The sequence below is a fragment of the uncultured Halorubrum sp. genome, from assembly GCF_937146585.1.
Taxonomy (GTDB): Archaea; Halobacteriota; Halobacteria; order Halobacteriales; family Haloferacaceae; genus Halorubrum; species Halorubrum miltondacostae.
Map to the genome: position 1 here is coordinate 1 of NZ_CAKZRO010000040.1, position 22,009 is coordinate 22,009.

25 protein-coding genes are annotated in these 22,009 nt (G+C 70.9%); 17 read left to right on the forward strand and 8 right to left on the reverse strand.

The features are described 5' to 3' along the window. Positions 1 to 88: 88 nt before the first annotated feature. The 7 genes from Q0116_RS03525 to rpsB are packed head-to-tail and all read left to right on the forward strand — an operon-like array spanning position 89 to position 3,709. Positions 89 to 442, forward strand: coding sequence for a 50S ribosomal protein L18e (locus tag Q0116_RS03525; RefSeq protein WP_297885550.1), 354 nt, complete (start codon positions 89 to 91; stop codon positions 440 to 442). Then, complete coding sequence (locus tag Q0116_RS03530) at positions 439 to 888, forward strand: 50S ribosomal protein L13 (RefSeq protein ID WP_086215732.1); 450 nt, start codon at positions 439 to 441, stop codon at positions 886 to 888. Before Q0116_RS03525 ends, Q0116_RS03530 begins: the two co-directional genes overlap by 4 nt. Continuing rightward, positions 882 to 1,280: a 30S ribosomal protein S9 gene (locus tag Q0116_RS03535; RefSeq protein ID WP_004595258.1), complete on the forward strand. Its 399-nt coding sequence runs from the start codon at positions 882 to 884 to the stop codon at positions 1,278 to 1,280. Before Q0116_RS03530 ends, Q0116_RS03535 begins: the two co-directional genes overlap by 7 nt. Positions 1,281 to 1,292: 12 nt before the next feature. Further along, positions 1,293 to 1,487, forward strand: a complete 195-nt coding sequence (locus tag Q0116_RS03540) for a DNA-directed RNA polymerase subunit N (RefSeq protein ID WP_006628058.1) — start codon at positions 1,293 to 1,295, stop codon at positions 1,485 to 1,487. A 2-nt stretch (positions 1,488 to 1,489) separates the two neighbouring features. Then, positions 1,490 to 1,669 (forward strand): DNA-directed RNA polymerase subunit K, encoded by a 180-nt coding sequence (locus Q0116_RS03545; protein WP_004046454.1) that lies wholly within the window; start codon positions 1,490 to 1,492, stop codon positions 1,667 to 1,669. After that, positions 1,669 to 2,871, forward strand: a complete 1,203-nt coding sequence (gene eno / locus Q0116_RS03550) for a phosphopyruvate hydratase (RefSeq protein ID WP_297885576.1) — start codon at positions 1,669 to 1,671, stop codon at positions 2,869 to 2,871. Before Q0116_RS03545 ends, eno begins: the two co-directional genes overlap by 1 nt. A 16-nt stretch (positions 2,872 to 2,887) precedes the next feature. Beyond that, positions 2,888 to 3,709, forward strand: coding sequence for a 30S ribosomal protein S2 (gene rpsB, locus Q0116_RS03555; protein WP_297885577.1), 822 nt, complete (start codon positions 2,888 to 2,890; stop codon positions 3,707 to 3,709). A 108-nt stretch (positions 3,710 to 3,817) separates the two neighbouring features. On the opposite strand, the gene Q0116_RS03560 is transcribed toward rpsB, so the two are convergent. From Q0116_RS03560 to Q0116_RS03590, 7 genes are all read right to left on the reverse strand, one after another. Next, positions 3,818 to 4,183, reverse strand: coding sequence for a DUF4870 domain-containing protein (locus tag Q0116_RS03560; protein ID WP_297885579.1), 366 nt, complete (start codon positions 4,181 to 4,183; stop codon positions 3,818 to 3,820). A 66-nt stretch (positions 4,184 to 4,249) separates the two neighbouring features. Continuing rightward, on the reverse strand, positions 4,250 to 4,828 hold the full coding sequence (locus tag Q0116_RS03565) for a mechanosensitive ion channel domain-containing protein (RefSeq protein WP_297885581.1): 579 nt from the start codon (positions 4,826 to 4,828) through the stop codon (positions 4,250 to 4,252). Between the two features lie 51 nt (positions 4,829 to 4,879). Further along, entirely contained in the window at positions 4,880 to 7,297 is a 2,418-nt protein-coding gene (gene ppk1, locus Q0116_RS03570; protein ID WP_297885583.1) for a polyphosphate kinase 1, read from the reverse strand. 1 nt (position 7,298) lies between these two features. Then, positions 7,299 to 7,988, reverse strand: coding sequence for a metallophosphoesterase family protein (locus tag Q0116_RS03575; protein WP_094494580.1), 690 nt, complete (start codon positions 7,986 to 7,988; stop codon positions 7,299 to 7,301). A 92-nt stretch (positions 7,989 to 8,080) separates the two neighbouring features. Then, the gene (locus Q0116_RS03580) at positions 8,081 to 8,521 is read right to left on the reverse strand and encodes a hypothetical protein (RefSeq protein ID WP_271945861.1); all 441 of its coding nucleotides are present in this window, start codon (positions 8,519 to 8,521) and stop codon (positions 8,081 to 8,083) included. A gap of 31 nt (positions 8,522 to 8,552) precedes the next feature. Continuing rightward, a complete protein-coding gene (locus tag Q0116_RS03585; protein WP_297885587.1) occupies positions 8,553 to 9,464 on the reverse strand; it encodes a hypothetical protein in 912 nt (303 codons plus the stop codon). A gap of 22 nt (positions 9,465 to 9,486) precedes the next feature. Continuing rightward, positions 9,487 to 10,449 carry a halo transducer protein gene (locus Q0116_RS03590; protein WP_297885589.1) on the reverse strand — a complete coding sequence of 321 codons (963 nt, stop codon included), beginning with the start codon at positions 10,447 to 10,449 and terminating at the stop codon, positions 9,487 to 9,489. A gap of 196 nt (positions 10,450 to 10,645) precedes the next feature. Between Q0116_RS03590 and Q0116_RS03595 the strand changes: the two genes are divergently transcribed. The 10 genes from Q0116_RS03595 (at position 10,646) to Q0116_RS03640 (ending at position 20,737) form a co-directional block, all read left to right on the forward strand. Then, positions 10,646 to 11,887, forward strand: a complete 1,242-nt coding sequence (locus tag Q0116_RS03595) for a PstS family phosphate ABC transporter substrate-binding protein (RefSeq protein ID WP_297885591.1) — start codon at positions 10,646 to 10,648, stop codon at positions 11,885 to 11,887. Between the two features lie 154 nt (positions 11,888 to 12,041). Next, positions 12,042 to 13,175, forward strand: a complete 1,134-nt coding sequence (gene pstC / locus Q0116_RS03600) for a phosphate ABC transporter permease subunit PstC (RefSeq protein ID WP_297885593.1) — start codon at positions 12,042 to 12,044, stop codon at positions 13,173 to 13,175. Further along, positions 13,175 to 14,803: a phosphate ABC transporter permease PstA gene (gene pstA / locus Q0116_RS03605; protein ID WP_297885595.1), complete on the forward strand. Its 1,629-nt coding sequence runs from the start codon at positions 13,175 to 13,177 to the stop codon at positions 14,801 to 14,803. Before pstC ends, pstA begins: the two co-directional genes overlap by 1 nt. Before the next feature lie 6 nt (positions 14,804 to 14,809). Further along, on the forward strand, positions 14,810 to 15,733 hold the full coding sequence (gene pstB / locus Q0116_RS03610; protein ID WP_297885597.1) for a phosphate ABC transporter ATP-binding protein PstB: 924 nt from the start codon (positions 14,810 to 14,812) through the stop codon (positions 15,731 to 15,733). A gap of 4 nt (positions 15,734 to 15,737) precedes the next feature. Further along, complete coding sequence (gene phoU, locus Q0116_RS03615) at positions 15,738 to 16,409, forward strand: phosphate signaling complex protein PhoU (protein ID WP_297885598.1); 672 nt, start codon at positions 15,738 to 15,740, stop codon at positions 16,407 to 16,409. 1 nt (position 16,410) lies between these two features. After that, on the forward strand, positions 16,411 to 17,436 hold the full coding sequence (locus Q0116_RS03620) for an AbrB/MazE/SpoVT family DNA-binding domain-containing protein (RefSeq protein ID WP_297885600.1): 1,026 nt from the start codon (positions 16,411 to 16,413) through the stop codon (positions 17,434 to 17,436). Between the two features lie 54 nt (positions 17,437 to 17,490). Next, a complete protein-coding gene (gene mvk, locus Q0116_RS03625; protein WP_297885601.1) occupies positions 17,491 to 18,507 on the forward strand; it encodes a mevalonate kinase in 1,017 nt (338 codons plus the stop codon). Then, the gene (locus Q0116_RS03630) at positions 18,504 to 19,310 is read left to right on the forward strand and encodes an isopentenyl phosphate kinase (protein WP_297885603.1); all 807 of its coding nucleotides are present in this window, start codon (positions 18,504 to 18,506) and stop codon (positions 19,308 to 19,310) included. Before mvk ends, Q0116_RS03630 begins: the two co-directional genes overlap by 4 nt. A gap of 93 nt (positions 19,311 to 19,403) precedes the next feature. Then, positions 19,404 to 20,447 carry an Mrp/NBP35 family ATP-binding protein gene (locus Q0116_RS03635; protein ID WP_297885605.1) on the forward strand — a complete coding sequence of 348 codons (1,044 nt, stop codon included), beginning with the start codon at positions 19,404 to 19,406 and terminating at the stop codon, positions 20,445 to 20,447. Next, positions 20,444 to 20,737 carry a hypothetical protein gene (locus Q0116_RS03640; protein WP_297885606.1) on the forward strand — a complete coding sequence of 98 codons (294 nt, stop codon included), beginning with the start codon at positions 20,444 to 20,446 and terminating at the stop codon, positions 20,735 to 20,737. The genes Q0116_RS03635 and Q0116_RS03640 overlap by 4 nt, the downstream gene beginning before the upstream one ends. 39 nt (positions 20,738 to 20,776) lie before the next feature. Here Q0116_RS03640 and Q0116_RS03645 read toward each other — a convergent pair. Then, positions 20,777 to 22,009 (reverse strand): aldehyde ferredoxin oxidoreductase C-terminal domain-containing protein (locus Q0116_RS03645; RefSeq protein WP_297885608.1); only part of this gene is annotated, 1,233 nt, incomplete at its 5' end.

A 22,009-nucleotide genomic window follows, 5' to 3' on the forward strand; every position in this document is an offset into this window, starting at 1 on the left:
CAGGGCGCTGTCCTGTAGAGGTCCGCAGGTTCAAATCCTGCTCCCTGCACTCCGTTTTCCACGAACTCTCCGTTCAGGAGGGACAGCTATGAGTAGCAAGACGAATCCGAAACTACAGAACCTCATCGCCGATCTGAAGTCGGTCTCGCGTGACTCCGGTGCCAACGTGTGGCAGGACGTCGCCGACCGACTGGAGAAGCCACGGCGCACGCACGCTGAGGTCAACCTGGGCCGCATCGAGCGGTACGCTCAGGAAGACGAGACGGTCGTCGTCCCCGGCAAGGTGCTGGGCAGCGGTGTGCTCGAAACGAACGTTACCGTCGCCGCCGTCGACTTCTCCGGGACCGCCCGGACGAAGATCGAACAGGCCGGCGAAGCGGTGGCGCTTGAACAGTTCATCGAACAGAACCCCGAAGGAAGCAACGTGCGGGTGATCCGATGAGTCTCGCGAAGATCGACGCGGACGTCGTCGTCGACGCCCGCGACTGTATCCTCGGTCGCGTCTCCTCGGAGGTCGCCCAGCGCGTCCTCGCCGGGGAGACCGTCGCCGTCGTCAACGCCGAGCGCGCCGTCATCACCGGCAACGAGGAGGCGACGATGGAGACGTACCACAAGCGCGCGGAGCTCGGTTCGGACAGCGGTCCGTACTACCCCAAGCGCCCCGACCGCATCTTCAAGCGCGCCATCCGCGGCATGCTGCCGTACAAGTCGGAGGACGGCCGCGAGGCGTTCTCGAACGTGCGCGTGTACGTCGGGAACCCCTACGAGCGCGACGAGGACGTCGAGAGCGTCGTCCTCGACGGCACCTCGCTCGACCGCCTCTCGAACATCAAATTCACGACGCTCGGAGCGATCTCCGAGTCTCTGGGAGCCAACGTCACATGGTAACGAACACCTCAGGCAAGAAGAAGACGGCCGTCGCCCGCGCCACCGTGCGCGAGGGCGAGGGTCGCGTGCGCATCAACTCCCAGCCAGTCGAGCTGGTCGAACCGGAGCAGGCGCGGCTCAAGATGCTCGAGCCGTTCCGCATCGCGGGCGAGGAGCTCCGCGACGGCGTCGACATCGACATCGACGTCGAGGGCGGCGGCTTCAGCGGCCAGGCGGACGCGACGCGGACCGCCATCGCCCGCGGCCTCGTCCAGCACCTCGGCGACGCGGAGCTGCGCGACGCGTACATGAACTTCGACCGCACCCTGCTGGTCAACGACGTGCGCCAGTCCGAACCCAAGAAGTGGGGCGGACCCGGCGCTCGCGCTCGCTACCAGAAGTCCTACCGCTGAGGTGATCCAGTCATGATGATCCCCGTCCGGTGTTTCACGTGCGGCAACGTCGTGGGTGAACACTGGGAAGAGTTCAAAGAGCGGGCTCGCGAGGGCGACGAAGACCCCGGCGAGGTGCTCGACGACCTCGGGGTCGACCGGCACTGCTGCCGGCGCATGCTGGTGAGCCACCGCGACCTCGTGGACGTCGTCTCGCCGTACCAGTAACCATGTCAGAACAGCGATACAATCGATACGAGAAGGCACGCATCCTCGGCGCGCGAGCGCTGCAGGTGTCCTACGGGGCGCCCGTGCTGATCGACACGGATCAGACGGAGCCGATCCTCGTCGCCGCGGAGGAGTACGACGCGGGCGCGCTCCCGTTCACGGTGCGGAGGGAATCCAACTAATGACCCGAATTACCAGCGTCTCACTGCGTCGCGTGCTCGACTCGCGCGGAAACCCGACGGTCGAGGCCGACGTGCTCACCGAGTCCGGCGGCTTCGGCCGCGGGGCGGCGCCCAGCGGGGCCTCGACCGGCGAGTACGAAGCGATCGAACTCCCGGCGAGCGAGTCCATCGCGAAGGCCCGCGAACACGCGGTCCCGCGCCTCGAGGGCGTCTACGCCGGCGACCAGCGCGCGGTCGACAACGCCCTGCGCGGCGCCGACGGGACGGACGACTTCTCCGCCATCGGCGCGAACAGCGCCGTCGCCATCTCGATGGCGGCCGCGAAGGCCGCCGCCGACGTGCTCGGCGCGCCGCTGTACCAGCACCTCGGCGGCGCGTTCCGCGGCGAGAACTTTCCGATCCCGCTCGGCAACGTCGTCGGCGGCGGGGAGCACGCCAAGGAGGCGACCCACATCCAGGAGTTCCTCGCGGCACCCGTGGGTGCGCCGAGCGTCTCGGAGGCCGTCTTCGCGAACGCCGCGGTCCACGCGGCGGTCGCGGACGTGCTCGACGAGCGCGGCGTCCCCGCGGCGAAGGGCGACGAGGGCGCGTGGGCGCCCCCCATCTCGGACGCGGACGCGTTCGAGGTCGTCGACGAGGCGGTCGACCGCGTCGAGGACGAGGTGGGCTTCGAGATCCGCTTCGGGCTCGACATGGCGGCCGCCGAACTGTACGACGACGACGCCGAGGCGTACGTCTACGGCGACGAGACGAAGTCGGCCGACGAGCAGATCGAGTACGTCGCCGGCCTCGTCGACGAGTACGACCTCGCGTACGTCGAGGACCCGCTCGACGAGAACGACTACGAGGCGTTCGCGGAGCTGACCGACCGGGTCGGCGACCGGACGCTGATCTGCGGGGACGACCTGTTCGTCACCAACGTCGAGCGGCTCCAGGACGGCATCGACGCCGGCGCGGCCAACAGCATCCTCATCAAGCCGAACCAGATCGGGACGCTGTCGGACGCGTTCGACGCCGTCGAGCTCGCCGCCCGCAACGGGTACGAGACGGTCATCTCCCACCGTTCGGGCGAGACCGAGGACACCACCATCGCACACCTCGCCGTGGCGACCGACGCCGGCTACATCAAGACCGGCACGGTCGGCGGCGAGCGAACCGCCAAGCTGAACGAACTGGTCCGCATCGCGGACGACGCGGTATGACGGGCCCACACCACGCATGAGCGAAGACAACGACGCGGTCGAACTCGACGACGACGCGGAGACCGAGGCGGTCGACGCGGCGGTCGAGGAGGAGGCCGACACGACCGAGGAACCGACCGCCGACGCGGCTGCCGAGGGGGCGTCCGCCGACGCCGAGCCCGACGCACCCGCCGACGCCGAGAGCGAGGCCGCCGACGAGGCGGAAGACGCGGAGGAGGACGCCTCCCCGTTCGACGACGACGTCATGCCGGACGACGACGTCGACCTGCTGATCCCCGTCGAGGACTACCTCTCCGCGGGCGTCCACATCGGGACCCAGCAGAAGACGAAGGACATGGAGCGGTTCATCCACCGCGTCCGCGACGACGGGCTCTACGTCCTCGACGTGAGCCTCACCGACCAGCGGATCCGCACGGCCGCGGACTTCCTCGCGAACTACAACCCCGAGCAGATCCTCGTCACGTCCTCGCGGCAGTACGGTCGGTTCCCGGCCGAGAAGTTCGCGGACGCCATCGGCGCCCGCGCCCGCACCGGGCGCTTCATCCCGGGTACGCTGACGAACCCCGACTACGCCGGCTACATCGAGCCGGACGTCGTCGTGGTCACCGACCCGATCGGCGACGCGCAGGCCGTCAAGGAGGCCATCACCGTCGGCATCCCGGTGATCGCGATGTGCGACTCCAACAACCAGCTGTCGAACGTCGACCTCGTCATCCCGACGAACAACAAGGGTCGGCGCGCGCTGTCGGTCGTCTACTGGCTCCTCGCCAACGAGACGCTCGACCGCCGCGGCACCGACACCGTGTTCGCTCTCGAGGACTTCGAGGACGAGCTCTAAGCCGGTCGCTTTTTGCGTTCACGTTCCCGTTTCGGTCGACTTCCGCCCGCTAGCGTCCGGTCTCCGCCCGCCGGTCGTCGGTGGCCGCACCGCCGGAAGGGACCGCAGTCAGACGATGTCGGGCGTGAACGGGTACGAGTACACCTTCCCGTCGTTGGCCTTCACCGTGCCGACGAGGACCAGGATCAGATCGGCGACCGCGATGATCGGGAACAGCAGGAGGCCGACGAACACGAAGCTGAGGGCGCCGGCGATCATGAGCGCGGCGAAGACGACGATCTGGAAGTTCAGCGAGTTCTTCGCGTTCCGTTCGACGAGGTCGTCGCCGTCGTCGGCGAGGATCAGGAAGAGGATCGGGCCGAGGAAAGAGGCGAAGAGGGCCGACGCGTGCGACAGCGCCGCCAGCGTCGTGTCGCCCTCGACGGTGTCGCCCTCGACGGTCGCGTCGACGGTCTCGGTGGACTCGGTTGCCATAGCGGGAATGGAGTTTCGGAGCGGATTGATAAGTGTTGGGTGCGTGTGTCACGGCCGCGACCGGGCTCAGTCGGCCGTCGACGCCTCGTCGCCGGGGGTCTCGTCGGTCGCCGGAACGTCGTGCGTCCACCGCGGCTCGATCTCGCGGTTCGCCATCACGACGCGGTCGCCGCCGTCGGTGTCGATCCGGGTCTTCCGGAGCTCGATGGCGGCGACGGTGCCGGTCACGCCCTTGGCGTCGACGCGGTAGCCGACGTTGAAGTCGGGGTCTCGCAGGAGGTAGACGCCCGCCACCGTGTCCTCGATCATCTCGGAGAGCGCGTAGGAGACGCCCAGGGCGATGAACCCGACGGCGGTTCCGAGGCTCGCGGCGATGTCGCCCATGCCGACGACCTTCAGGAACGTGAGCGCGACGCCGAACCAGAGGAAGACGGCGACGAGCGTGCCGATGAGGTCGCCGACCAGCTCGCGGTCGCCGACGTACAGTCGCTCGATCGAGCCGCGGACGACGGAGAGGACGACCCTGACCGTCAGGTACGCCAGCGCGAGGAAGATCAGCCCCGAGAGCAGCCGCGGGACCGCGACGACGAGCCCCTCGACGAAGTTCGAGAGCGACCGGGAGACGAGCGACGGGATCTGCGTCATGCCGAACCGCACACGGCCAGGGGTGGAAAAGGTAGGGGCGACCCGACCGCGTCAGTTGGCGTCCGTCTCGGAGGTGAACACGCCGTCGAGGTCGACGCTCGGATCGCGGCGCGGTTCCGTCTCGCGCCCCGACCGCTCGTCCGGGGCGCGCTTCCGCGCGCGGCGCATGAGGACCTCGTGGGTGTCCCGCGACTCCTCGTCCGGCCCGGGGCGCGCCTGGACGTAGCTCCCGTCGGCCCGCATCTCCCAGCGGCGCCGGTTGTCGTCGAGCATCGTCGAGAGCACCCCGTCGAGCGTCTCCCGGAGCGCCGGGTCCTCGACCGGCGCGACGGCCTCGACGCGCCGGTCCAAGTTCCGCGTCATCCAGTCGGCCGACCCGATGTAGTACTCCGGATCCCCTGCGTTGCCGAACCGGAAGATGCGCGAGTGTTCGAGGAACCGCCCGACGACGCTGTGGACCCGAACGGTCTCCGTGGCGCCGTCGACCCCCGGGCGGAGCCGGCAGATCCCGCGCACGATCAGGTCGATCTCCGCGCCGGCCTCGGCCGCTTCGTACAGGCGCTCGACGACGCCCGGGTCCTCCAGGGCGTTCATCTTCGCGACGATGCGCCCCCCGCGCCCGGCGAGGGCGTGGTCGCGCTCGCGGTCGATCAGCTCGTAGAGCCGCTCGCGCAGCGTCTCGGGGGCGACGAGCAGCTTCCGGTAACTCCGGTTGCGCGAGTGGCCGGTGAAGGAGTTGAACAGCCGGACGAGGTCCTGGCCGACGTCGTGGTCGGCGGTGAACAGCCCGAGGTCGACGTACCCCTTCGCGGTCCCCGAGTGGTAGTTGCCCGTCGCGACGTGCGAGTAGAGCCGGACGTCGTCGCCCTCCTCGCGCACCGCGAGCGCGACCTTGCTGTGGGTCTTGAGGTCGACGGTGCCGTACGCGACGTGGATCCCTTCCTCCTCCAGCCGCTTCACCCACCGGAGGTTGTTCTCCTCGTCGAACCGCGCCTTGAGTTCGACCATCACCGCGACTTGCTTGCCGTTCTTCGCGGCGTCGATGAGGCTCCCGAGCACCCGCGAGTCGGGCGCGGTCCGGTATATCGCGGCCTTGATCGCGAGCGTGTCCGGGTCGTGCGCCGCGGCGTCGAGGAACGTTTGGACGGTGTCGGTGAAGGAGTGGTACGGGTGGTGGACGAGCGCGTCCCGCCCGCGGATCGACTCGAACAGCTCCTCCGGCTGCTTCGGGTCGAGGCCGACGAACCGCGGGTGCTGTTGGGGCGTCCACGCCGGACGTTTCAACTCGGGCGCGTCGAGGTCGAAGAGGCCCTCGAAGTCGGAGAGCGCCAGCGGGGCGCGCCGTTCGAACACCTCCCGGTCGTCGACGTCGAGGTGCTCGACGAGGAGGTCGCGGACCGCGGGCGGGGTGTCCTCGTCGATCTCGATGCGGACCAGCGTCGCGAAGCGCCGCTCGCGGAGCACGTCCTCGATCCGCTCTATCAGCCCCTCCGCGACGTCCTCGTTGCGCCTGACCTCGGCGTTGCGCGTCACGCGGAACGTCGAGTGGTCGACGATCTCCACGTCCGGGAACACCAGATCGAGGTTGGCGGCGATGACGCGCTCGACCGGGACGGCCCGCGTCTCGCCGTCCGCGGGGTGATCCGGCCCGGCCGGGACCAGCCGCGGGAGGTTCTCTGGGACCTTGATCCGCGAGAAGCGGACCGTCCCGTCCGGCTTGCGGGTGCGGACCGCGAGCGATAAAGAGAGGTTCGAGAGGAACGGGAACGGGTGCGCCGGGTCGAAGGTGAGCGGCGTGAGCGTGGGCAGCACCGACGACTCGAACCGGTCTCTGAGGTGGTCGATCTCCTCGGGGCTCAGGTCGTCGTACCCGAGCACCTCCACGCCGGCCTCGGCGAGGGCCGGCTTCACCGCCTCGTGGTAGCACTGCGACTGCGCCTCGAACAGGTCCGCCGCCATCGAGAGCGCGTCGGTCCACTGCTCGCGCGGCGTCGCGCCGTCGACGGTCGGCTCCGTCGTCCCGGCGTCGATCTGCTGTTTGAGGCCGCCGATCCGCTTCATGAAGAACTCGTCGAGGTTCTGCGTCAGGATCGAGAGGAACCGGAGCCGCTCGAGCGGCGGCTGGCGGTCGTCGGTCGCCTCGTGGAGGACGCGCCACTGGAAGGAGAGCTCCGAGAACTCGCGGTTGAGGTACCACCGGTCGTCGTCGAACGGCTCGCCGGCCGGCGGCGGGTCGGCCGCGATCGGCGGGGTCTGCGGCGGCACGGCCGTCTGCCACGTCTCGGGCGAGAGGACGACGGCGTCGTCCTCGTCGGGAGCGGGCTCGGATTTGGCGTCCGCCCCGTCCGATCCGGTTTCGGGGTCGCCGTCGCCCGCATCGGCCTCCCGCTCGCCGTCCACGCCCCCGTCGGGCGGCGTCTCGCGCTCGGCGTCGTCGTCTTCATCGGCCGTGCGCTCCGGACCGCTCATCTCAGCTCAACTCGGCCACGTCGACGATCTTGGCGTCGCTCCGCCCGACGCCGTCGCGGAGCGCCGGGACCGCCGTGACCGTCTCGGCGCGGAGGTCGTACGCGGTGAGCGCCCCGCCGTAGACGCAGCCGGTGTCGAGTCCGACCGCCCACTCCGAGCGGACCGGCTCGTCGAGCACGGTGTGGCCGAAGAACACTCGCGGCGGCCCGGCGTACTCCTCGTACCAGTACGGCGGATCGTAGCTGCCGCCCGGGGCGAGCGAGCGGGTGTTCTGGAGGTCGTCGATCGTGTGCTCGGCGAGCGGTTTCCGCGGGTCGACCCCGCCGTGGACGATCAGGTTCTCGCCGACCGTGATCGCGACCGGTAGCGACTCGATCCACGCGAGGTCGTCGCCGGACAGCGACGCCAGCGACTTCTCGCCGCGCAGCAGCTTCTCCTCGTTGTTCCCCCGGACCGAGAACATGTTGTCCGCGTTCCGCACGCGCTCGACGACCGACGCGCTGTCCGGCCCCTTGCGGACCAGATCGCCGACGAAGGCCACGAGGTCGTCGTCGGTCACCTCGAGCCTCGACAGCAGGCGGTCCAGCGGCTCCGGACAGCCGTGCACGTCGCCGACGACGTACGCGCGGTCGTACTCGTCGAGGTCGATGTCGAGGTGGTGCGGTTCGACGTCCGGGTGGAAGCGACCCATTGCGTCTCCGTACGGGGAGTCGACTGATAAACGCCGCTAAGAGCGGTATATACCGATATATAACCCGGCGCGTCGCGCTCCGGCGAGCGCCGTCAGTCGGGCGCGACGCGCCGACAGCCCGCCTCCAGCCGCAGCGTCGGATCGCCGTCGCCGTCGTTCTCGATCCAGAGTTCGACGCCGCTCTCGTTGGGGTCGTCACAGGGGAGCTCCCGCCGCTCGAACCCCGGCCAGTCCCGCTCGAACCGGGTCCCGTCGACGGTCACGACGACGGTCTCCGGCTCGGCCGATCCCGGGAACGTCGCGTGCTCGTCGGCCTCGTTCTCGTCGGAGAGGCGGTACTGCTTCTCGAACAGCCGCGCTCCGTCGCCGTCGTCGACCGCGACGATCACCTCGTGGGTCTCATCGCGCTCCCCGAGGTAGACGCTCACCCAGTGAGCGGGGGTCGACGCGGAGTCGACGCCCGAACACCCGGCGACGGCGGCGAGGGCAGCAGAGGTTCCGGTGACGAACGCGCGACGTGTCGTGGAGGGCATCGTCTCCGCGTTTCCTGTGAAATAAGTCAAACTAACGATTCGCCGCTCGCGGCCCCGCCTCGTCGAATCGCGACCGCGGCGTTGAGAGTCGCGCGTCCGCCCCCGACTTCATCATCGCCTCCGTGTCGGCCGCTTCCTCGGCGGCGAGCTCCGCGCTCGCCGCTGGGAGCCAGGCCGGCGGCGCGACCTCGGTACCGGCGGAGCGGGGCGCGACCGCGTACTCGAACCGCTTGGACTCGCCCCCCCGGACGTACGCGAGCCTGGCCTCCCGGACGACGCCGTTCCGGTCGACGGTCAAATAGCCCCGGACGTCGGTCGCGTTGCGGACCGCGACGCCCGTCGCGGCGTACCGGATCAGCCGTTCGCCGTCCGCCTCGACGACCCCGACCGCGCGGAACTCGCCGACGGTGAGGATCCGGGAGGCGACCGCCCACATCGAATCGGCCGCGCGGTACCTGGTCGTCGCCACCGACCCGTTGGACGCCTCGAAGGAGACGTCTCTGTTCCGAGCGCTCCGACTGTACCGGACGCCGTCGTCGACGTACACGTCGCTGCGCGTGACGTCGACGTACCCGTTGTGAACGTCGAGCCGGAACCGAGTCCGGTCGCGGGCCGCCTCGTACTCGTAGTCGGCGTACGCGCCGGCGCGGAAGCGCTCGACCGCGGCCCCCGTCGCCGGCTCCGTTCGGAGGAACGCCACGGACCGCTCGCGCGCCGTCGCGACGTCGACCCCGCTCCGCGTGAACCCGTCCGGGAACGCGACGTCGCCGAGCCGCTCGTCCGCGTCCGGCGTCGCATTCGCCGCGGAATCCGCCGGCGAGGCGCCGGGCGATGCGGTTTCCGGCGGCGTCGGCTCGCCCGGGACGAACCCGCCGCACCCCGCGAGCAGGAGCAGGACGGCGACCGCGGTCGCGGCGCGGGCGCGCTGGGAGGCGTCTCTCACTCGTGGTCTCGCGGTGACGGGGTTACTTGCGGCCCGGGCTCACGGGCTCGTCGGCGGGGGCGCCGTCGTCGGACAGCGCCGACCGCGCCGCCGCGACCGTCTCGTCCACGCGCGCCCACGCCACGGGCGGCTCGACCGCGTCGAGTTCCGCGTCGAGCGTGTCGAGCCGCTCGTCGAATCGGTCGTCCCAGTCCGGGCCGTCGGCGAGCGCGTCGGCGTGGTCGGCCACTGCGGCCTCGAGGTCGTCGAGCCGCGCGTCGACGTCGCCCGGGAAGGAGACCCCGTCGCGGTCGGCCCACGCGCGGAGGTCGGCGGCCTCGGCCCGGAGGTCGGCGACGACGAGTTCGAGGACGCGCGTCTGGAGGGTCGCCTCGAACCGCCGTTCCGGGTCGGGGTCGTCGCTCTCCCGCAGCGACGCGACGGTCTCGGCGACGGCCGCGACCGACTCCTCCGCGGCGTCGATCTCGTCGACGAGCCCGTGCTGACGGCGGTTCGCGGAGTTGACCCACGCCTCGAACGCCTCGAGTTCGGTCTCGAGGTCGTGGGCGACGCGGACGACGTCCTGCGCGTCGGTCGTGATCTCGTGGAGGTCGACCGCGGCGCGGTACATCGACACCGGCGAGTCGAGTCCCGACCCGGCCTCGCCGAGCCGGTCGCCGAGCGCCGCCACGTCCGCCCGGAGGTCGGCCAGTCGGTCCCCGAACGCCCGGCGTCGGACGGCGACGACGTCGAGGTCCGGCGCGTCGTCGGCGGCGGCGGTCGCCGCCTCGTGGGTCCGCGTCGCGAGGTCGACCCGCGTCTCGGCGGTCGCGAGGACCTGTGCCACGTCGGTGACGCTCGATTCGATCGCCGCGGGCGTCACGGTCCCGTCCTCGGTGAACGGGTCGAGCCACGTGCGGATCGACTCCGGCTCCTCGTCCGTCCGCTCGGAGACGGCGTCGACGAGTTCGTCGAGGGGCGTCGCTGCGATCGCGGGTTCGCTCATACCGCCGGATTCGGCGTATCACGGTGTATACCTTCCTAAGAGCGGTCTATTCGTGGACAGAGCGATACGTGCTGATATATAGCCGTCAGAGTCCTCTCGTGCGGTCCGCCCCGATATTGTGAACTCGTCGCGTGTCAAGAGGTTCTTATATTAAAAATATAAACCAGTTTAATAGACTTCTTCGTTGCTACGGGTGATGTCAGACCGGAACTGGGTCGACGGCGGCGTGTCGCGGCGGAAAGTTCTCATCACGTCCGGAGCGCTCGGGACCGCCGGCTTGGCGGGCTGTGGCGGCAGCAGCGACGGAAGCTCCGGCGGCGACGGCGGCGACGGTGGCGACGGCGGCGACGGCAGCGACGGGAGTGACGGCGGCGACGGTGACGGCGGCGATAGCTCCGGGCAGAACACGGCGCTCCTCAACGCCGAGGGGTCCTCGACCGTGTACCCCATCTCGAACACCGGGAGCTCTTACTGGAACTCCAACGCTCCGCCGAGCGACGGCGAGTACTGGGGCGCGAACGACGAGACGTCGGTCCCCGGCTGGGACGCGCTCTCGTCCGACGGCGCGGACGACATGCTCATCGCCGACTACTTCTCCGCGAAGTTCGGCTTCGAGCCGACCGAGCAGCGCTCCTCGCCGCCGTTCCCGACGACGGTCGGCCTGAGCCACTCGGGGACCGGCTGCGAGGCCGTCACCGAGGGGCTCGTCGACATCGGCAACTCCTCTGGCCCCATCACGGCCGAGCTCGGCTGGAGCGAGGAAAAGGCCCAGAACGAGGTCGTCGACAACGTCGTCGGCCGCGACGGGCAGCCGGTCGTCGTCAGCTCGGACGTCTCCGACGCCGGCGTCACCCAGCTGACCGGCGAGCAGATCCGCGGCATCTACCAGGGCGAGATCACCAACTGGAGCGAGATCGACGGGATCGACTACGACCAAGAGATCTACGCCATCGGCCGCGCCGAGGGCTCGGGCACCGACACCTCGTTCCGCCTGAACATGCTCGGTGCCGCCGACGCTTCCATGTCCGGCGTCGACACGCGCTTCGGGCAGAACCAGCAGGTCGCGCAGGCCGTCGGCCAGAACGAGGGCTCCATCGCGTACATGGCGCTCGCGTTCACCAGCGAGACCGTCATCCCGATCTCCATCGAGTTCGACGGCACGCTGTACGAGACCAGCCGCGACGCGGAGAACACGATCTTCGACAGCGAGTACCCGCTCAACCGCGACCTCCACATGTACACGCTCATCGAGGAGAACAACCCCGACGGCGGCGGCTACGACCAGCGCGAGGCGGCGTTCGTCAACATGTTCCTCAACGAGTTCGGCCAGAGCGTCTTCGTCGAGGGGAACAACTACATCCCGCTCCCCACGAGCGACCTCGAGTCGATGAAAGAGCAGGTCTCGTCCGTCGCGACGGAGGAGCTCCTCTCGCCGTAGGCTAACGACGGCTTCGGTCGATCGCCGCGAGGCGGCACGCGCGCCCCGTCTCCCCGATGACCCTCCGTTTCACTGACACCCCGACACCCACGCTCAAGACGAACACCGATTCTATGACACACGCACTCCCCCGAACGACTACGGCACCAGACAGATGTCCTCGGTAACAGACGCCCCGGCCGGCCGAGCGACGAACGCGCTCGGCGCGCGGCTCCGACGGGTCAGAGAGTTCGTCGACGAGACGGAACCGCCCGCGCTGGCGATCATCGCGGTGATGACGCTCTCGCTCCTCGCCTCGCTCGTCGGGTTTCTGGTCGTCTCCGACCTCACCGTCGTCCCCTTTGTCACCTTCCTCACCGCCGCGGGGATCGGCTGGTTCCGCTACCAGGAGGAGACGGCGTACGTGATCGCGCTGATGATGACGGTGTCGACGATCCTGATCCTCGGCCTGATCATCGTGTTCATCTTCCGCGAGTCGATCCCGGTGATCCGGTACGAAAGTGCGACGGTGTTCGGCGTGTCGATCCCCGGGCTCCGCATGTTCATCCAGCCGAACTGGGACGCCGTTTCGCCGCCCATCCGGTACTCGATGGTGCCGATGATTCACGGAACGGTGATGGTGACCCTCATCGCCTCCGCCGTCGCCGCCCCGCTGGGCGTCTCCGCCGCGCTATTTATCTCGGAGATCGCCCCTGCGACCGTCCGCGAGGTCGTCAAGCCCGGCGTCGAGATCCTCGCGGGCATCCCGTCGATCGTCTACGGGTTCATCGGCTTCACCGTCCTCGGGCCGTGGGCCTCCGACCAGTTCCAGACGACCGGACAGGGGTCGTACCTCTTCGTCGGCATCGTCGTCGGCCTGATGGCGCTGCCGACGGTCGTCTCCGTCGCGGAGGACGCGCTGAGCAGCGTCCCCGAGTCGATGAAGAGCGGGTCGCTGGCGATGGGGACGACCGACTGGCAGACGATGACCTCGATCACCCTCCCGGCGGCGTTCTCCGGCGTCTCCTCGGCGGTCCTGCTCGGCGTGGGGCGCGCAATCGGCGAGACGATGGCCGCGACGGTGATGCTGCGCGGCGTCCCGCGGCTCACCGAGCCGCTCGTCAACGTGTTCTACGGCCAAGAGACGCTGACCTCGATCATCGCGCGCAACTACGGCGAGGCGGACGGCCTCCAGATGGACGCGCTGTTCGTCGCGGGCGTGATCCTGTTCATCACCGTCCTCGTCATCTCCATCGGCGCGCAGTACATCGAGTGGCGGATGTACGAGAAGCTCGGGGGTGAGGTCTGATGGCGGGCGCGAGTCAGACGGACACCCAGTTAGTCGAGGGGAACACCACCCAGACGGACGCCGTCGCCGCCGTCGCCATCGGGCTCTCGGCGGTCCTGTTCGCGCTCGCCGTCGCGGCGATGTTCGAGCGCGTCGACCTCACCGGAACGCTCGCGGGCGTCCAGACGGTGACGCTGCTCGGCGGGCTGCTGACCGCGCTCGGCGTCGCGGTGATCGCCTTCGGCGCCGGGTCCAGGCTCGGTTACGTCGAGACCGAGCCGGACCCGAGCGCCGGACTGATCGCCGGGTTCGGCGCCGCAGTCCCGTGGGTCGTCGTCGGCGGCGGCGTCGCGAGCCAGACGCTCGGCCTCGGTACGGCGGGCGGTGCGGTCGGCGCCCTCGTCGTCGGCGGCGTCGCCTTCGCGCTCACCGTCCTCCCGCGGGAGGACCTCGGGTCCACGCTGCCGCTCGGGAGCCTGCTCACACTGACGGGACTCGTGTTCCTGACCGGCGTCATCGGTCCGGACTGGCTGTGGGACCTCGGGTGGGCGCAAACGGCTTCGATCACGGCGGAGTTCTTCATCCCCGTGGCGACGCTGTTCAGCGCGCTGTACGGCGGCTGGGCCTCGGCGAAGTCGTACGGCGGCTTCGGCGCTCGCGGGCGTCACATGGGCGCGTACGTGCTTGTCTACCTGAACGCGCTCTCGATCGTCGCCTTCCTGTTCATCCTCGTCGCGTACGTGGTCGTCCAGGGGGTTCCGGGGCTGTTGACCGGCTTCGAGCTCGGCCTCGGAACCGGTCCGCAGACGACGGTCCTCGGCGTCTCTGTCACGCTCCCGGTCTCCGTGCCGTTCGTGATGAACGGCGTGGCCCTCCTGAACGACTTCCAAGGCGTGTTGCCCGCGATCGTCGGCACGGTCTGGCTCGTGATCGGCGCCGTCGTCCTCGCGGTTCCGTTGGGGGTCGGCGCGGCCGTCTTCCTCACCGAGTACGCGGACCGCGGCCGGTTCACGCAGGTCGTCGAGGTCGCGACCAACGGCCTGTGGAGCACCCCGAGCATCGTGTTCGGGCTGTTCGGGTTCGCCTTCCTCATCCCGCGGTTCGGCAACGGGAAGTCGCTGCTCTCCGGGATGATCACGCTCGGGTTCATGCTCCTCCCGCTCGTGGTGATCACCTCCCGCGAGGCGATGCTCTCGGTCCCCGACGAGTACCGCGACGCGAGCGCCGCGCTCGGCGTCTCGAAGTGGCAGACGATCCGGAGCGTCGTCCTCCCGGCGGCGCTGCCCGGCGTCGTCACCGGCGTCATCCTCGGCGTCGGCCGGATCGCCGGCGAGACGGCCCCGATACTACTGACGATGGCCGGCGGGACGTTCATCCCGGGCTCGCAGACGGTCGACGTCCTCGGGAGCTTCCAGTTCACCGCGGCACCGCCGTTCGTCGCCAACCCGGCACTGTTGGAGGCGACCTCGGCGCTGCCGTACCAACTGTTTGCGCTGATCACGGCCGGCGTCGGGCTCGGCAGCAGCGTCTCCGACCCCAACGCCTTCCGCTGGGCGACGGCGCTGGTGCTCCTCGTCGTCGTCCTCTCCTTCTACGCGATCGGGATCGCGACGCGCTACTACTTCCGGCGGCGGCTCAAGCACACCTGACTCATCATGAGCGAGAACACCACAAAGCAGACCCAGACCGAATCCGCGGCGACGGACAGCGACCAGCCACTCGCGACGACCGCCGGCGAGACCGTCGAGCGGACGCAGTCGGAATGGACTGAGTACGACTTCCAAGGCGAAGCGAAGATGACCGTCGACGACCTCGACGTCCACTACGGCGACGACCACGCCCTGAAGGGCGTCTCGATGGAGATCCCCGAGCGGAGCGTCACCGCGCTCATCGGCCCCTCGGGCTGCGGGAAGTCGACGTACCTCCGGTGTCTCAACCGGATGAACGACCGGGTCAGCTCCGCGCGGATCGACGGCTCCGTGAAGCTGGGCGGCCAGGAGATCTACCAGGACGGCGTCAACCTCGTCGAGCTCAGGAAGCGGGTCGGGATGGTGTTCCAGTCGCCCAACCCGTTCCCCAAGTCGATCCGCGAGAACATCGCCTACGGCCCGAAGAAGCACGGCGACCTCGACACCGGGCTGCTCGCCCGCCTGCTGAACCGGAGCGACGCGGACGAGCGGGACGAGCTGGTGGAGCAGTGCCTCCGCGACGCGGCGCTGTGGGACGAGGTGAACGATCGGCTCGACGACAACGCGCTCGGGCTCTCGGGCGGCCAACAGCAGCGCCTCTGTATCGCCCGCTGCCTCTCGGTCGACCCCGAGGTGATCCTGATGGACGAGCCCGCCTCCGCGCTCGACCCCATCGCCACGGCGAAGATCGAGGACCTGATCGACGACCTCGCCGAGGAGTACACGGTCGTCATCGTCACGCACAACATGCAGCAGGCGGCGCGGATCTCCGACCAGACCGCCGTGTTCCTCACGGGCGGCGAACTGGTCGAGTACGGGGACACCGATCAGGTGTTCGAGAACCCTCACAGCGAGCGCGTCGAGGACTACATCACCGGCAAGTTCGGGTGATCGCATGCCTCGAGAACGGTACCAAGACTCGCTCGACGAGCTGCGGTCCGACGTGCTCGCGATGGGCGACCAAGTGGTCGAGCAGTTCGAGCGCAGCCTCGAGGCCGTCGAGCACCGCGACGAGTCGCTCGCGCGGTCGGTCGCCGAGGGCGACGACGCGGTGAACGAGACGTACCTGCGGCTGGAGGACCGGTGCGTCGACCTATTCGCGCTCCAGCAGCCGGTCGCGGGCGATCTCCGGTTCGTCACGGCCTCGTTCAAGATCACCACGGACCTCGAGCGCATCGGCGACCTCGCGGTCAACCTCGCTGACTACCTGCGGACCGCGTCGCGGACGCTCTCGCCAGAGGTGCAGCTCGACGCGATCGGCGAGGCGGCGCGCTCGCTGGTCGAGCGGAGCCTCGCCGCCTACGAGGCCGAAGACGCGGCCGCGTGCCGCGCGGTCGCGGCCGACGACGACGAGGTCGACGCGCTCTGCCAGCGCGCGAGCGAGAGCGTCACCCGCGACCTGATCGCGGGGTCCGACGGGGACGGCTGGGAGGTCGAGCGACTGTTAGACGACGTGTCGCGGGTCCTGCTGACGATCCGGGACCTCGAACGGGTCGCGGACCACGCCGTGAACATCGCGGCGCGGACCCTCTACATGATCGAGGGCGACCCGGAGCTGCTCTACTGAGATGGAGTCACGAAAGGTACAGACCGTCGGTAACGGGACGTACACGGTCTCGCTCCCGAAGGAGTGGGCCGAGTCGCAGGGGGTCGCCTCCGGCGACACCGTGACCCTCCACGACCACATCGACGGCGTGTTGACGGTCCAGACGGGGGACGAGACCGACGAGGAGCCGCCGGTCGCCCGGATCGAGTCGGCCGACCCGGACGTGATCCGGCGGGCGCTGCGGGCGGCCTACGCCGCCGGCGCGCGCGAGGTCACCGTCGACCCCGGCGAGCCGCTCACCCCGGAACAGCGGCGCGTCGTCGAGCGGACCGCCCGCGAGCGGATCGGCATGTCGGTGGCCGCCGAGTCGGAGACCGCGACGACGGTCCAGATCATGTTGGACTCGGGGGAGGTATCGGTGAGTCAGTCCCTCCGGCAGCTGGCGTTCACCGTGCGCTCGATACACGGCGACGCGGTCGAGGCCCTGGCGACGGCCCCCGACGCCTCGCCGATCGGCTCCCGCGACGGGCAGGTCGACCGCCTCGCCGCGATGATCGACCGGTCGGTCTCCCGCGGCATGGCCGACCTGCGGGAGGTCGACGCGCTCGGGACGACGCGGCCGGCGCTGTTCGAATCGTGGACGGCGATGCGCGAGCTGTGCCGCTTCCGCGAGGCGGCGGGGGACATCGGCTGCGCCGCGGCGTCGCTCGACGGGCCGCCGGCGGAGTCGCGCCTGGAGACGTGCCGCGGCGTCGGCCGGACGGTCCGGGAGCTGGTGGCCGACGGGGTGAGCGTCGCCCTCGGCGACGCGGACGCCGACGTCGCCCGTGCCGCGCTCGACGACCTCCGTCGGGTTCGCGACGAGCTCGACGCGTTCGACCGGCGGCTCGACCGTGCGGGCGCGGACGCCGCCGAACTCCGGCGGGTCTCCCGCGCGCTGCGGCGGACCGCGGACCGCGGCGGCGACGTGACGGAGGTCGGGCTGCGGCGGGCGGTGCGGCGTCGGGAGCCGATCCGCGACCGCGAGCCGGGGCAGGCGAACCGGTAGGCGCGGGCCGCGCCAAGCGCAACGCCTGTAAGCGCGGGGAGAGAGGGGACTCGTATGACCGTTTGCGAGGCGCCGGGGAAGGTGTACCTCTTCGGCGAACACGCCGTCGTCTACGGCGAGCCGGCCGTGCCGGCGGCGATCGAGCGACGCGCCACCGTGACCGCCGAGCCGCGCGACGACGACCACGTGCGCGTCGAGGCCGAGGACCTCTCGCTGGACGGGTTCACCGTCGAGTACGCGGGCGGGACGGGCGAGCGGCCCGACGTCGACGTGCCGACCCCGCTCGTCGAGGCCGCGATGGGCTACGTCGACGCCGCCGTCGAGCAGGCGCGCGAGGCGGCCGACGCGCCCGACGCCGGCTTCGACATCACCGTCCGGAGCGACATCCCGCTCGGCGCGGGGCTCGGCTCGTCCGCGGCCGTGGTCGTGGCCGGCATCGACGCCGCGACCCGCGCGCTCGGCGAGCCCCTCGACCGCCGCGAGCTGGCCGAGCGGGCGTATCGGGCCGAGTTCGAGGTCCAGGACGGCCAGGCGTCGCGCGCCGACACGTTCTGTTCGACGATGGGCGGCGCGGTGCGGGTCGCGGGCGACGACTGCGAGCCGATCGACGCGCCGAACCTCCCGTTCGTCGTCGGCTTCGACGGGGGCGCGGGCGACACCGGCGAGCTCGTCGCCGGCGTCCGCGAGCTGCGGGCGGAACACGAGTTCGCCGCGGACACCGTGGAGTCGATCGGCGACCTCGTCCGGACGGGCGAAGCGTTGCTCGCCGAGGCGGACCCCGAGAGCGACCCGGATCCGGCGCTGCTCGCGGAGCTCGGCGAGCTGATGGACTTCAACCACGGACTGTTGGCGGCGCTCGGCGTCTCCGCGCGGTCGCTCGACGCGATGGTGTGGGCCGCGCGGGACGCGGGGGCCCACGGCGCGAAGCTCACCGGCGCGGGCGGCGGCGGCTGTATCGTCGCCTTGGACGAGAGCGACGCGACGGAGACCGCGCTCTCGTTCACGCAGGGCTGCGAGGAGGCGTTCCGCGCGGAGCTGGCGACCGAGGGCGTCAGGGTGGTGGAGCCGTGACGGGGGGCGACGCCGGCGGCGACCGCACCGACGGGACCGACGCCGCCGCTCCCCCGGTCGTGCTCAAGCTCGGCGGGAGCCTGATCACGGAGAAGGACCGCCCCGAGACGCTCGACGACGACGCGCTCGCCGACGCCTGCGACGCCGTGGCGGACGCGCTCGCAGGGGGCGCGGTCGACCGGCTCGTCGTCGTCCACGGCGGCGGGAGCTTCGGCCACCACCACGCCAGCGAACGCGGGGTGTCGACGTCGGACGGCACGCGCGACGCCGACGCGGTGGCCGCGATCCACGGCGCGATGAAGCGCCTGAACGCGCGCGTCTTGGAGCGGCTCCGCGAGCGCGGCGTGCCCGCGGTCCCGGTCCACCCGCTGTCGCTCGCGGCGCGGGCCGACGGCGTCGACGGCGGGCTCGACCTCCCGCTCGGGTCGACGGCGACGCTGCTCTCCGAGGGGTTCGTCCCGGTCCTCCACGGCGACGGCGTGGCGACGGCGGGCGACGGGGTGACGGTCGTCTCGGGCGACGAGCTGGTCGTCGAGCTGGCCGCGGGCTTGGACGCGCGCCGCGTGGGCGTCTGCTCGACGGTCCCGGGCGTGCTCGACGGCGACGGCGAGGTGATCCCCGCGGTCGGCGACTTCGCGTCCGTCGCGGACGCGCTCGGCGCGAGCGACGCCACTGACGTCTCCGGCGGGATGGCCGCGAAGGTGCGGGAGCTGCTCGCGCTCGACGCGCCGGCGTACGTGTTCGGGGCCGACGGACTGTCGCCGTTCCTGCGCGGCGAGGGCGCGGGGACCCGGATCGACTGAGCGGGCGGCCGCGGGCGCGTCGCGTACGAGTGCGGGGAAGGTCGTTCGGCCCCGTACAGAACCCTTATTCGACCCACGGCCCTCCCATCGGGCATGAACGAATCGGACGTGCGGGAGCGCCTCGCGGACGTGCGCGACCCCGACCTCGGCGGCGACATCGTCTCGCTCGGACTGGTGAACGACGTCGAGGTGAACGACGCGGACGGAACGGTCCACGTGTCGCTCGCGCTCGGCGCGCCCTTCTCGCCGACCGAGTCCGCCATCGCCGACGACGTGCGTGACGCGCTCGCCGACACCGGCCTCGACGTCGAGCTGTCGGCGTCGATCCCCGAGGACCTCTCCGCCGACGAGCAGGTCCTCCCCGGCGTCCAGAACGTGATCGCGGTCGCCTCCGGGAAGGGCGGCGTCGGGAAGTCGACCGTCGCGGTGAACCTCGCCGCGGGGCTGTCGGCGCTCGGCGCTCGCGTCGGGCTGTTCGACGCCGACGTGTACGGGCCGAACGTGCCGCGGATGGTGTCGGCCGAACAGCGGCCCGAGACCGACGGCGAGACGATCGTCCCGCCCGAGCGGTTCGGGGTGAAGCTGATGAGCATGGACTTCCTCACCGGCGAGGACGACCCGGTCATCTGGCGCGGCCCGATGGTCCACAAGATCATCACCCAGCTCGTCGAGGACGTGGAGTGGGGCGAGCTGGACTACCTCGTGATGGACCTCCCGCCGGGGACGGGCGACACCCAGCTCACCATCCTCCAGACGCTGCCGCTGACGGGGGCCGTGATCGTCACGACCCCGCAGGACGTGGCGCTCGACGACGCGGTGAAGGGGCTCCGCATGTTCGGCAAACACGACACCAACGTCCTCGGCATCGCGGAGAACATGGCCGGGTTCCGCTGTCCGGACTGCGGCGGGTTCCACGAGATATTCGGCTCCGGCGGCGGGAAGGGGCTCGCCGCGGAGCACGACCTCCCGTTCCTCGGCGGGATCCCGCTCGACCCGGAAGTCCGGACCGGCGGCGACGACGGCGAGCCGGTCGTCTTGGAGGACGGCGAGACCGCGGACGCGTTCAAGGTGCTCGTCGAGAACGTCGCGAACAACGCCGGCGTCGTCCGCCGCCGCGGGGTGAGCGGCGAGCGATGACCGACGCGGACGACGACCGCGAGGACCCCCTCGCGGCCGCGGGCGTCGACCCGGTGGTCCCGGAGGACGCGTCGGGCGCGGAGATCCCGGCCGACGCGGAGGTGCGGGAGTTCCTCCGCGAGGTGGCGGCGGACGTGCGCGCGGAGAGCTCGGAGAGCAAGCAGCTCTCGGCGATCCTCTACCGGGTGTCGGACCTCTACGACGAGGAGGAGGAGACGTCGCCGGAGGAGATCTACCTCAACGTCCGGCACATCATGCGTATCAAGGCGGAGGGCGGGCTGCGTCGCTGAGGCCGCCGGAGCGGACGGCAGTCACGTCGCCGGGCGGGGTCAGTCGTCCGCGTCGGCCGCCGGGGCGGAGTCGATCGGTCTATCGTCCAGGGGCGTCGCGTCGTCGACGACGCGCGCGAGCCCGAGCCGCTCGGCCGTCTCCGGCGTCGGGAGCCCCCGTTCGCCCCACCCGCGTGCCGCGTAGTACCGGTCGAGCAGGCGGTCGAACGCGTCGACGTCGACGCCCGGCGTCCCGTCGGCCGCGTCGGTGCGGAGCGGCTCGGGGAGCGCGTCGTCCGCGCGGTCGAATCCCTCTCGGGCGTTGAACAGTCGGGTGAGCGTCCAGATGCGCTCGCCGGTCGTCGCGAGCGCGGCGGGGGAGGGACCCGGTCGGCCAGCGTCCCCCGCGTCCCCGCGTTCCGACTCGTCGCGGTCGGCGACCGCCGGGTGCTCGATCGCCGCGAGCCACTCCGCGCCGAGGTCGGCACAGACCGCCTCGCCGACGAAGTCGTCGACGACGAGGCTCCACAGGACCGAGCGCGCGTTCTGCTCCCCGACCACGTCGCGCACCCGGTCGGCGAGGGAGCGGTCGGGACGTGCCAGCGGCTCGCGCTCCTGCGGTCGCGCGCGCCGGTGACACGCGCCGCGGTCGCTCGTCGCGTACGCGAGCGCGACGCCGACCGCCGCGCGCGGGTCGAAGCCGGGCAGCGCCATCGACTTCACCGTCGGCACGAGCGCGTCGCCGCCGAATCGGGCCACCGCGGCGTCGACCCCGTCGGCGAGGGCGTCCGGGAGGTCCGGGTCCACGTCGAGATCGGCCGGGGGGTCGCGGGCCGCGATCGCCTTCAGCAGGCGCTCTGCGCCGGCGGCGTCGCCGAAGTCGACCGGGCAGTCGACGACCCCAGCCCGCCCGGCGCGGATCGCCCAGGCGACCGCGCTGCCCGCGCCGATCACGTCGAGGCCGAGACGGTCGCAGACCCCGCAGAGCTCCGCGACGCGGTCGAAGTCGTCGATCCCGAGGCCGGCGCCGAGCGTGATCGGGGCCGCGCCGCGCGGCACGACCTCGCCGTCGGACGTGTCGATCCGGAACCCGCCGGGGACGGCCGAGTCGCCCTCCCTGACTCCCTCGCGTCCCGTCGCGCGGGCGGTCGCGGCCTCGACGCCGATGTCGTCGACCCCGTCGAAGCCGGTCTCCGTCCATCCCTCGGCCGCGAGGATCCCGACCTCGTCCGCGTAGTCGACCGTCTCGATCGTCTCGCCGGCCGCCTGCCACTCGCCGGTCGGCCGCCGCCC

Excerpts from the sequence above, each read along its gene's own strand:
- Q0116_RS03525 (WP_297885550.1), top strand. The coding sequence starts at position 89 with ATGAGTAGCAAGACGAATCCGAAACTACAGAACCTCATCGCCGATCTG.
- Q0116_RS03530 (WP_086215732.1), top strand. The coding sequence starts at position 439 with ATGAGTCTCGCGAAGATCGACGCGGACGTCGTCGTCGACGCCCGCGAC.
- Q0116_RS03535 (WP_004595258.1), top strand. The coding sequence starts at position 882 with ATGGTAACGAACACCTCAGGCAAGAAGAAGACGGCCGTCGCCCGCGCC.
- Q0116_RS03540 (WP_006628058.1), top strand. The coding sequence starts at position 1,293 with ATGATGATCCCCGTCCGGTGTTTCACGTGCGGCAACGTCGTGGGTGAA.
- Q0116_RS03545 (WP_004046454.1), top strand. The coding sequence starts at position 1,490 with ATGTCAGAACAGCGATACAATCGATACGAGAAGGCACGCATCCTCGGC.
- eno (WP_297885576.1), top strand. The coding sequence starts at position 1,669 with ATGACCCGAATTACCAGCGTCTCACTGCGTCGCGTGCTCGACTCGCGC.
- rpsB (WP_297885577.1), top strand. The coding sequence starts at position 2,888 with ATGAGCGAAGACAACGACGCGGTCGAACTCGACGACGACGCGGAGACC.
- Q0116_RS03560 (WP_297885579.1), bottom strand. The coding sequence starts at position 4,183 with ATGGCAACCGAGTCCACCGAGACCGTCGACGCGACCGTCGAGGGCGAC.
- Q0116_RS03565 (WP_297885581.1), bottom strand. The coding sequence starts at position 4,828 with ATGACGCAGATCCCGTCGCTCGTCTCCCGGTCGCTCTCGAACTTCGTC.
- ppk1 (WP_297885583.1), bottom strand. The coding sequence starts at position 7,297 with ATGAGCGGTCCGGAGCGCACGGCCGATGAAGACGACGACGCCGAGCGC.
- Q0116_RS03575 (WP_094494580.1), bottom strand. The coding sequence starts at position 7,988 with ATGGGTCGCTTCCACCCGGACGTCGAACCGCACCACCTCGACATCGAC.
- Q0116_RS03580 (WP_271945861.1), bottom strand. The coding sequence starts at position 8,521 with ATGCCCTCCACGACACGTCGCGCGTTCGTCACCGGAACCTCTGCTGCC.
- Q0116_RS03590 (WP_297885589.1), bottom strand. The coding sequence starts at position 10,449 with ATGAGCGAACCCGCGATCGCAGCGACGCCCCTCGACGAACTCGTCGAC.
- Q0116_RS03595 (WP_297885591.1), top strand. The coding sequence starts at position 10,646 with ATGTCAGACCGGAACTGGGTCGACGGCGGCGTGTCGCGGCGGAAAGTT.
- pstC (WP_297885593.1), top strand. The coding sequence starts at position 12,042 with ATGTCCTCGGTAACAGACGCCCCGGCCGGCCGAGCGACGAACGCGCTC.
- pstA (WP_297885595.1), top strand. The coding sequence starts at position 13,175 with ATGGCGGGCGCGAGTCAGACGGACACCCAGTTAGTCGAGGGGAACACC.
- pstB (WP_297885597.1), top strand. The coding sequence starts at position 14,810 with ATGAGCGAGAACACCACAAAGCAGACCCAGACCGAATCCGCGGCGACG.
- phoU (WP_297885598.1), top strand. The coding sequence starts at position 15,738 with ATGCCTCGAGAACGGTACCAAGACTCGCTCGACGAGCTGCGGTCCGAC.
- Q0116_RS03620 (WP_297885600.1), top strand. The coding sequence starts at position 16,411 with ATGGAGTCACGAAAGGTACAGACCGTCGGTAACGGGACGTACACGGTC.
- mvk (WP_297885601.1), top strand. The coding sequence starts at position 17,491 with ATGACCGTTTGCGAGGCGCCGGGGAAGGTGTACCTCTTCGGCGAACAC.
- Q0116_RS03635 (WP_297885605.1), top strand. The coding sequence starts at position 19,404 with ATGAACGAATCGGACGTGCGGGAGCGCCTCGCGGACGTGCGCGACCCC.
- Q0116_RS03640 (WP_297885606.1), top strand. The coding sequence starts at position 20,444 with ATGACCGACGCGGACGACGACCGCGAGGACCCCCTCGCGGCCGCGGGC.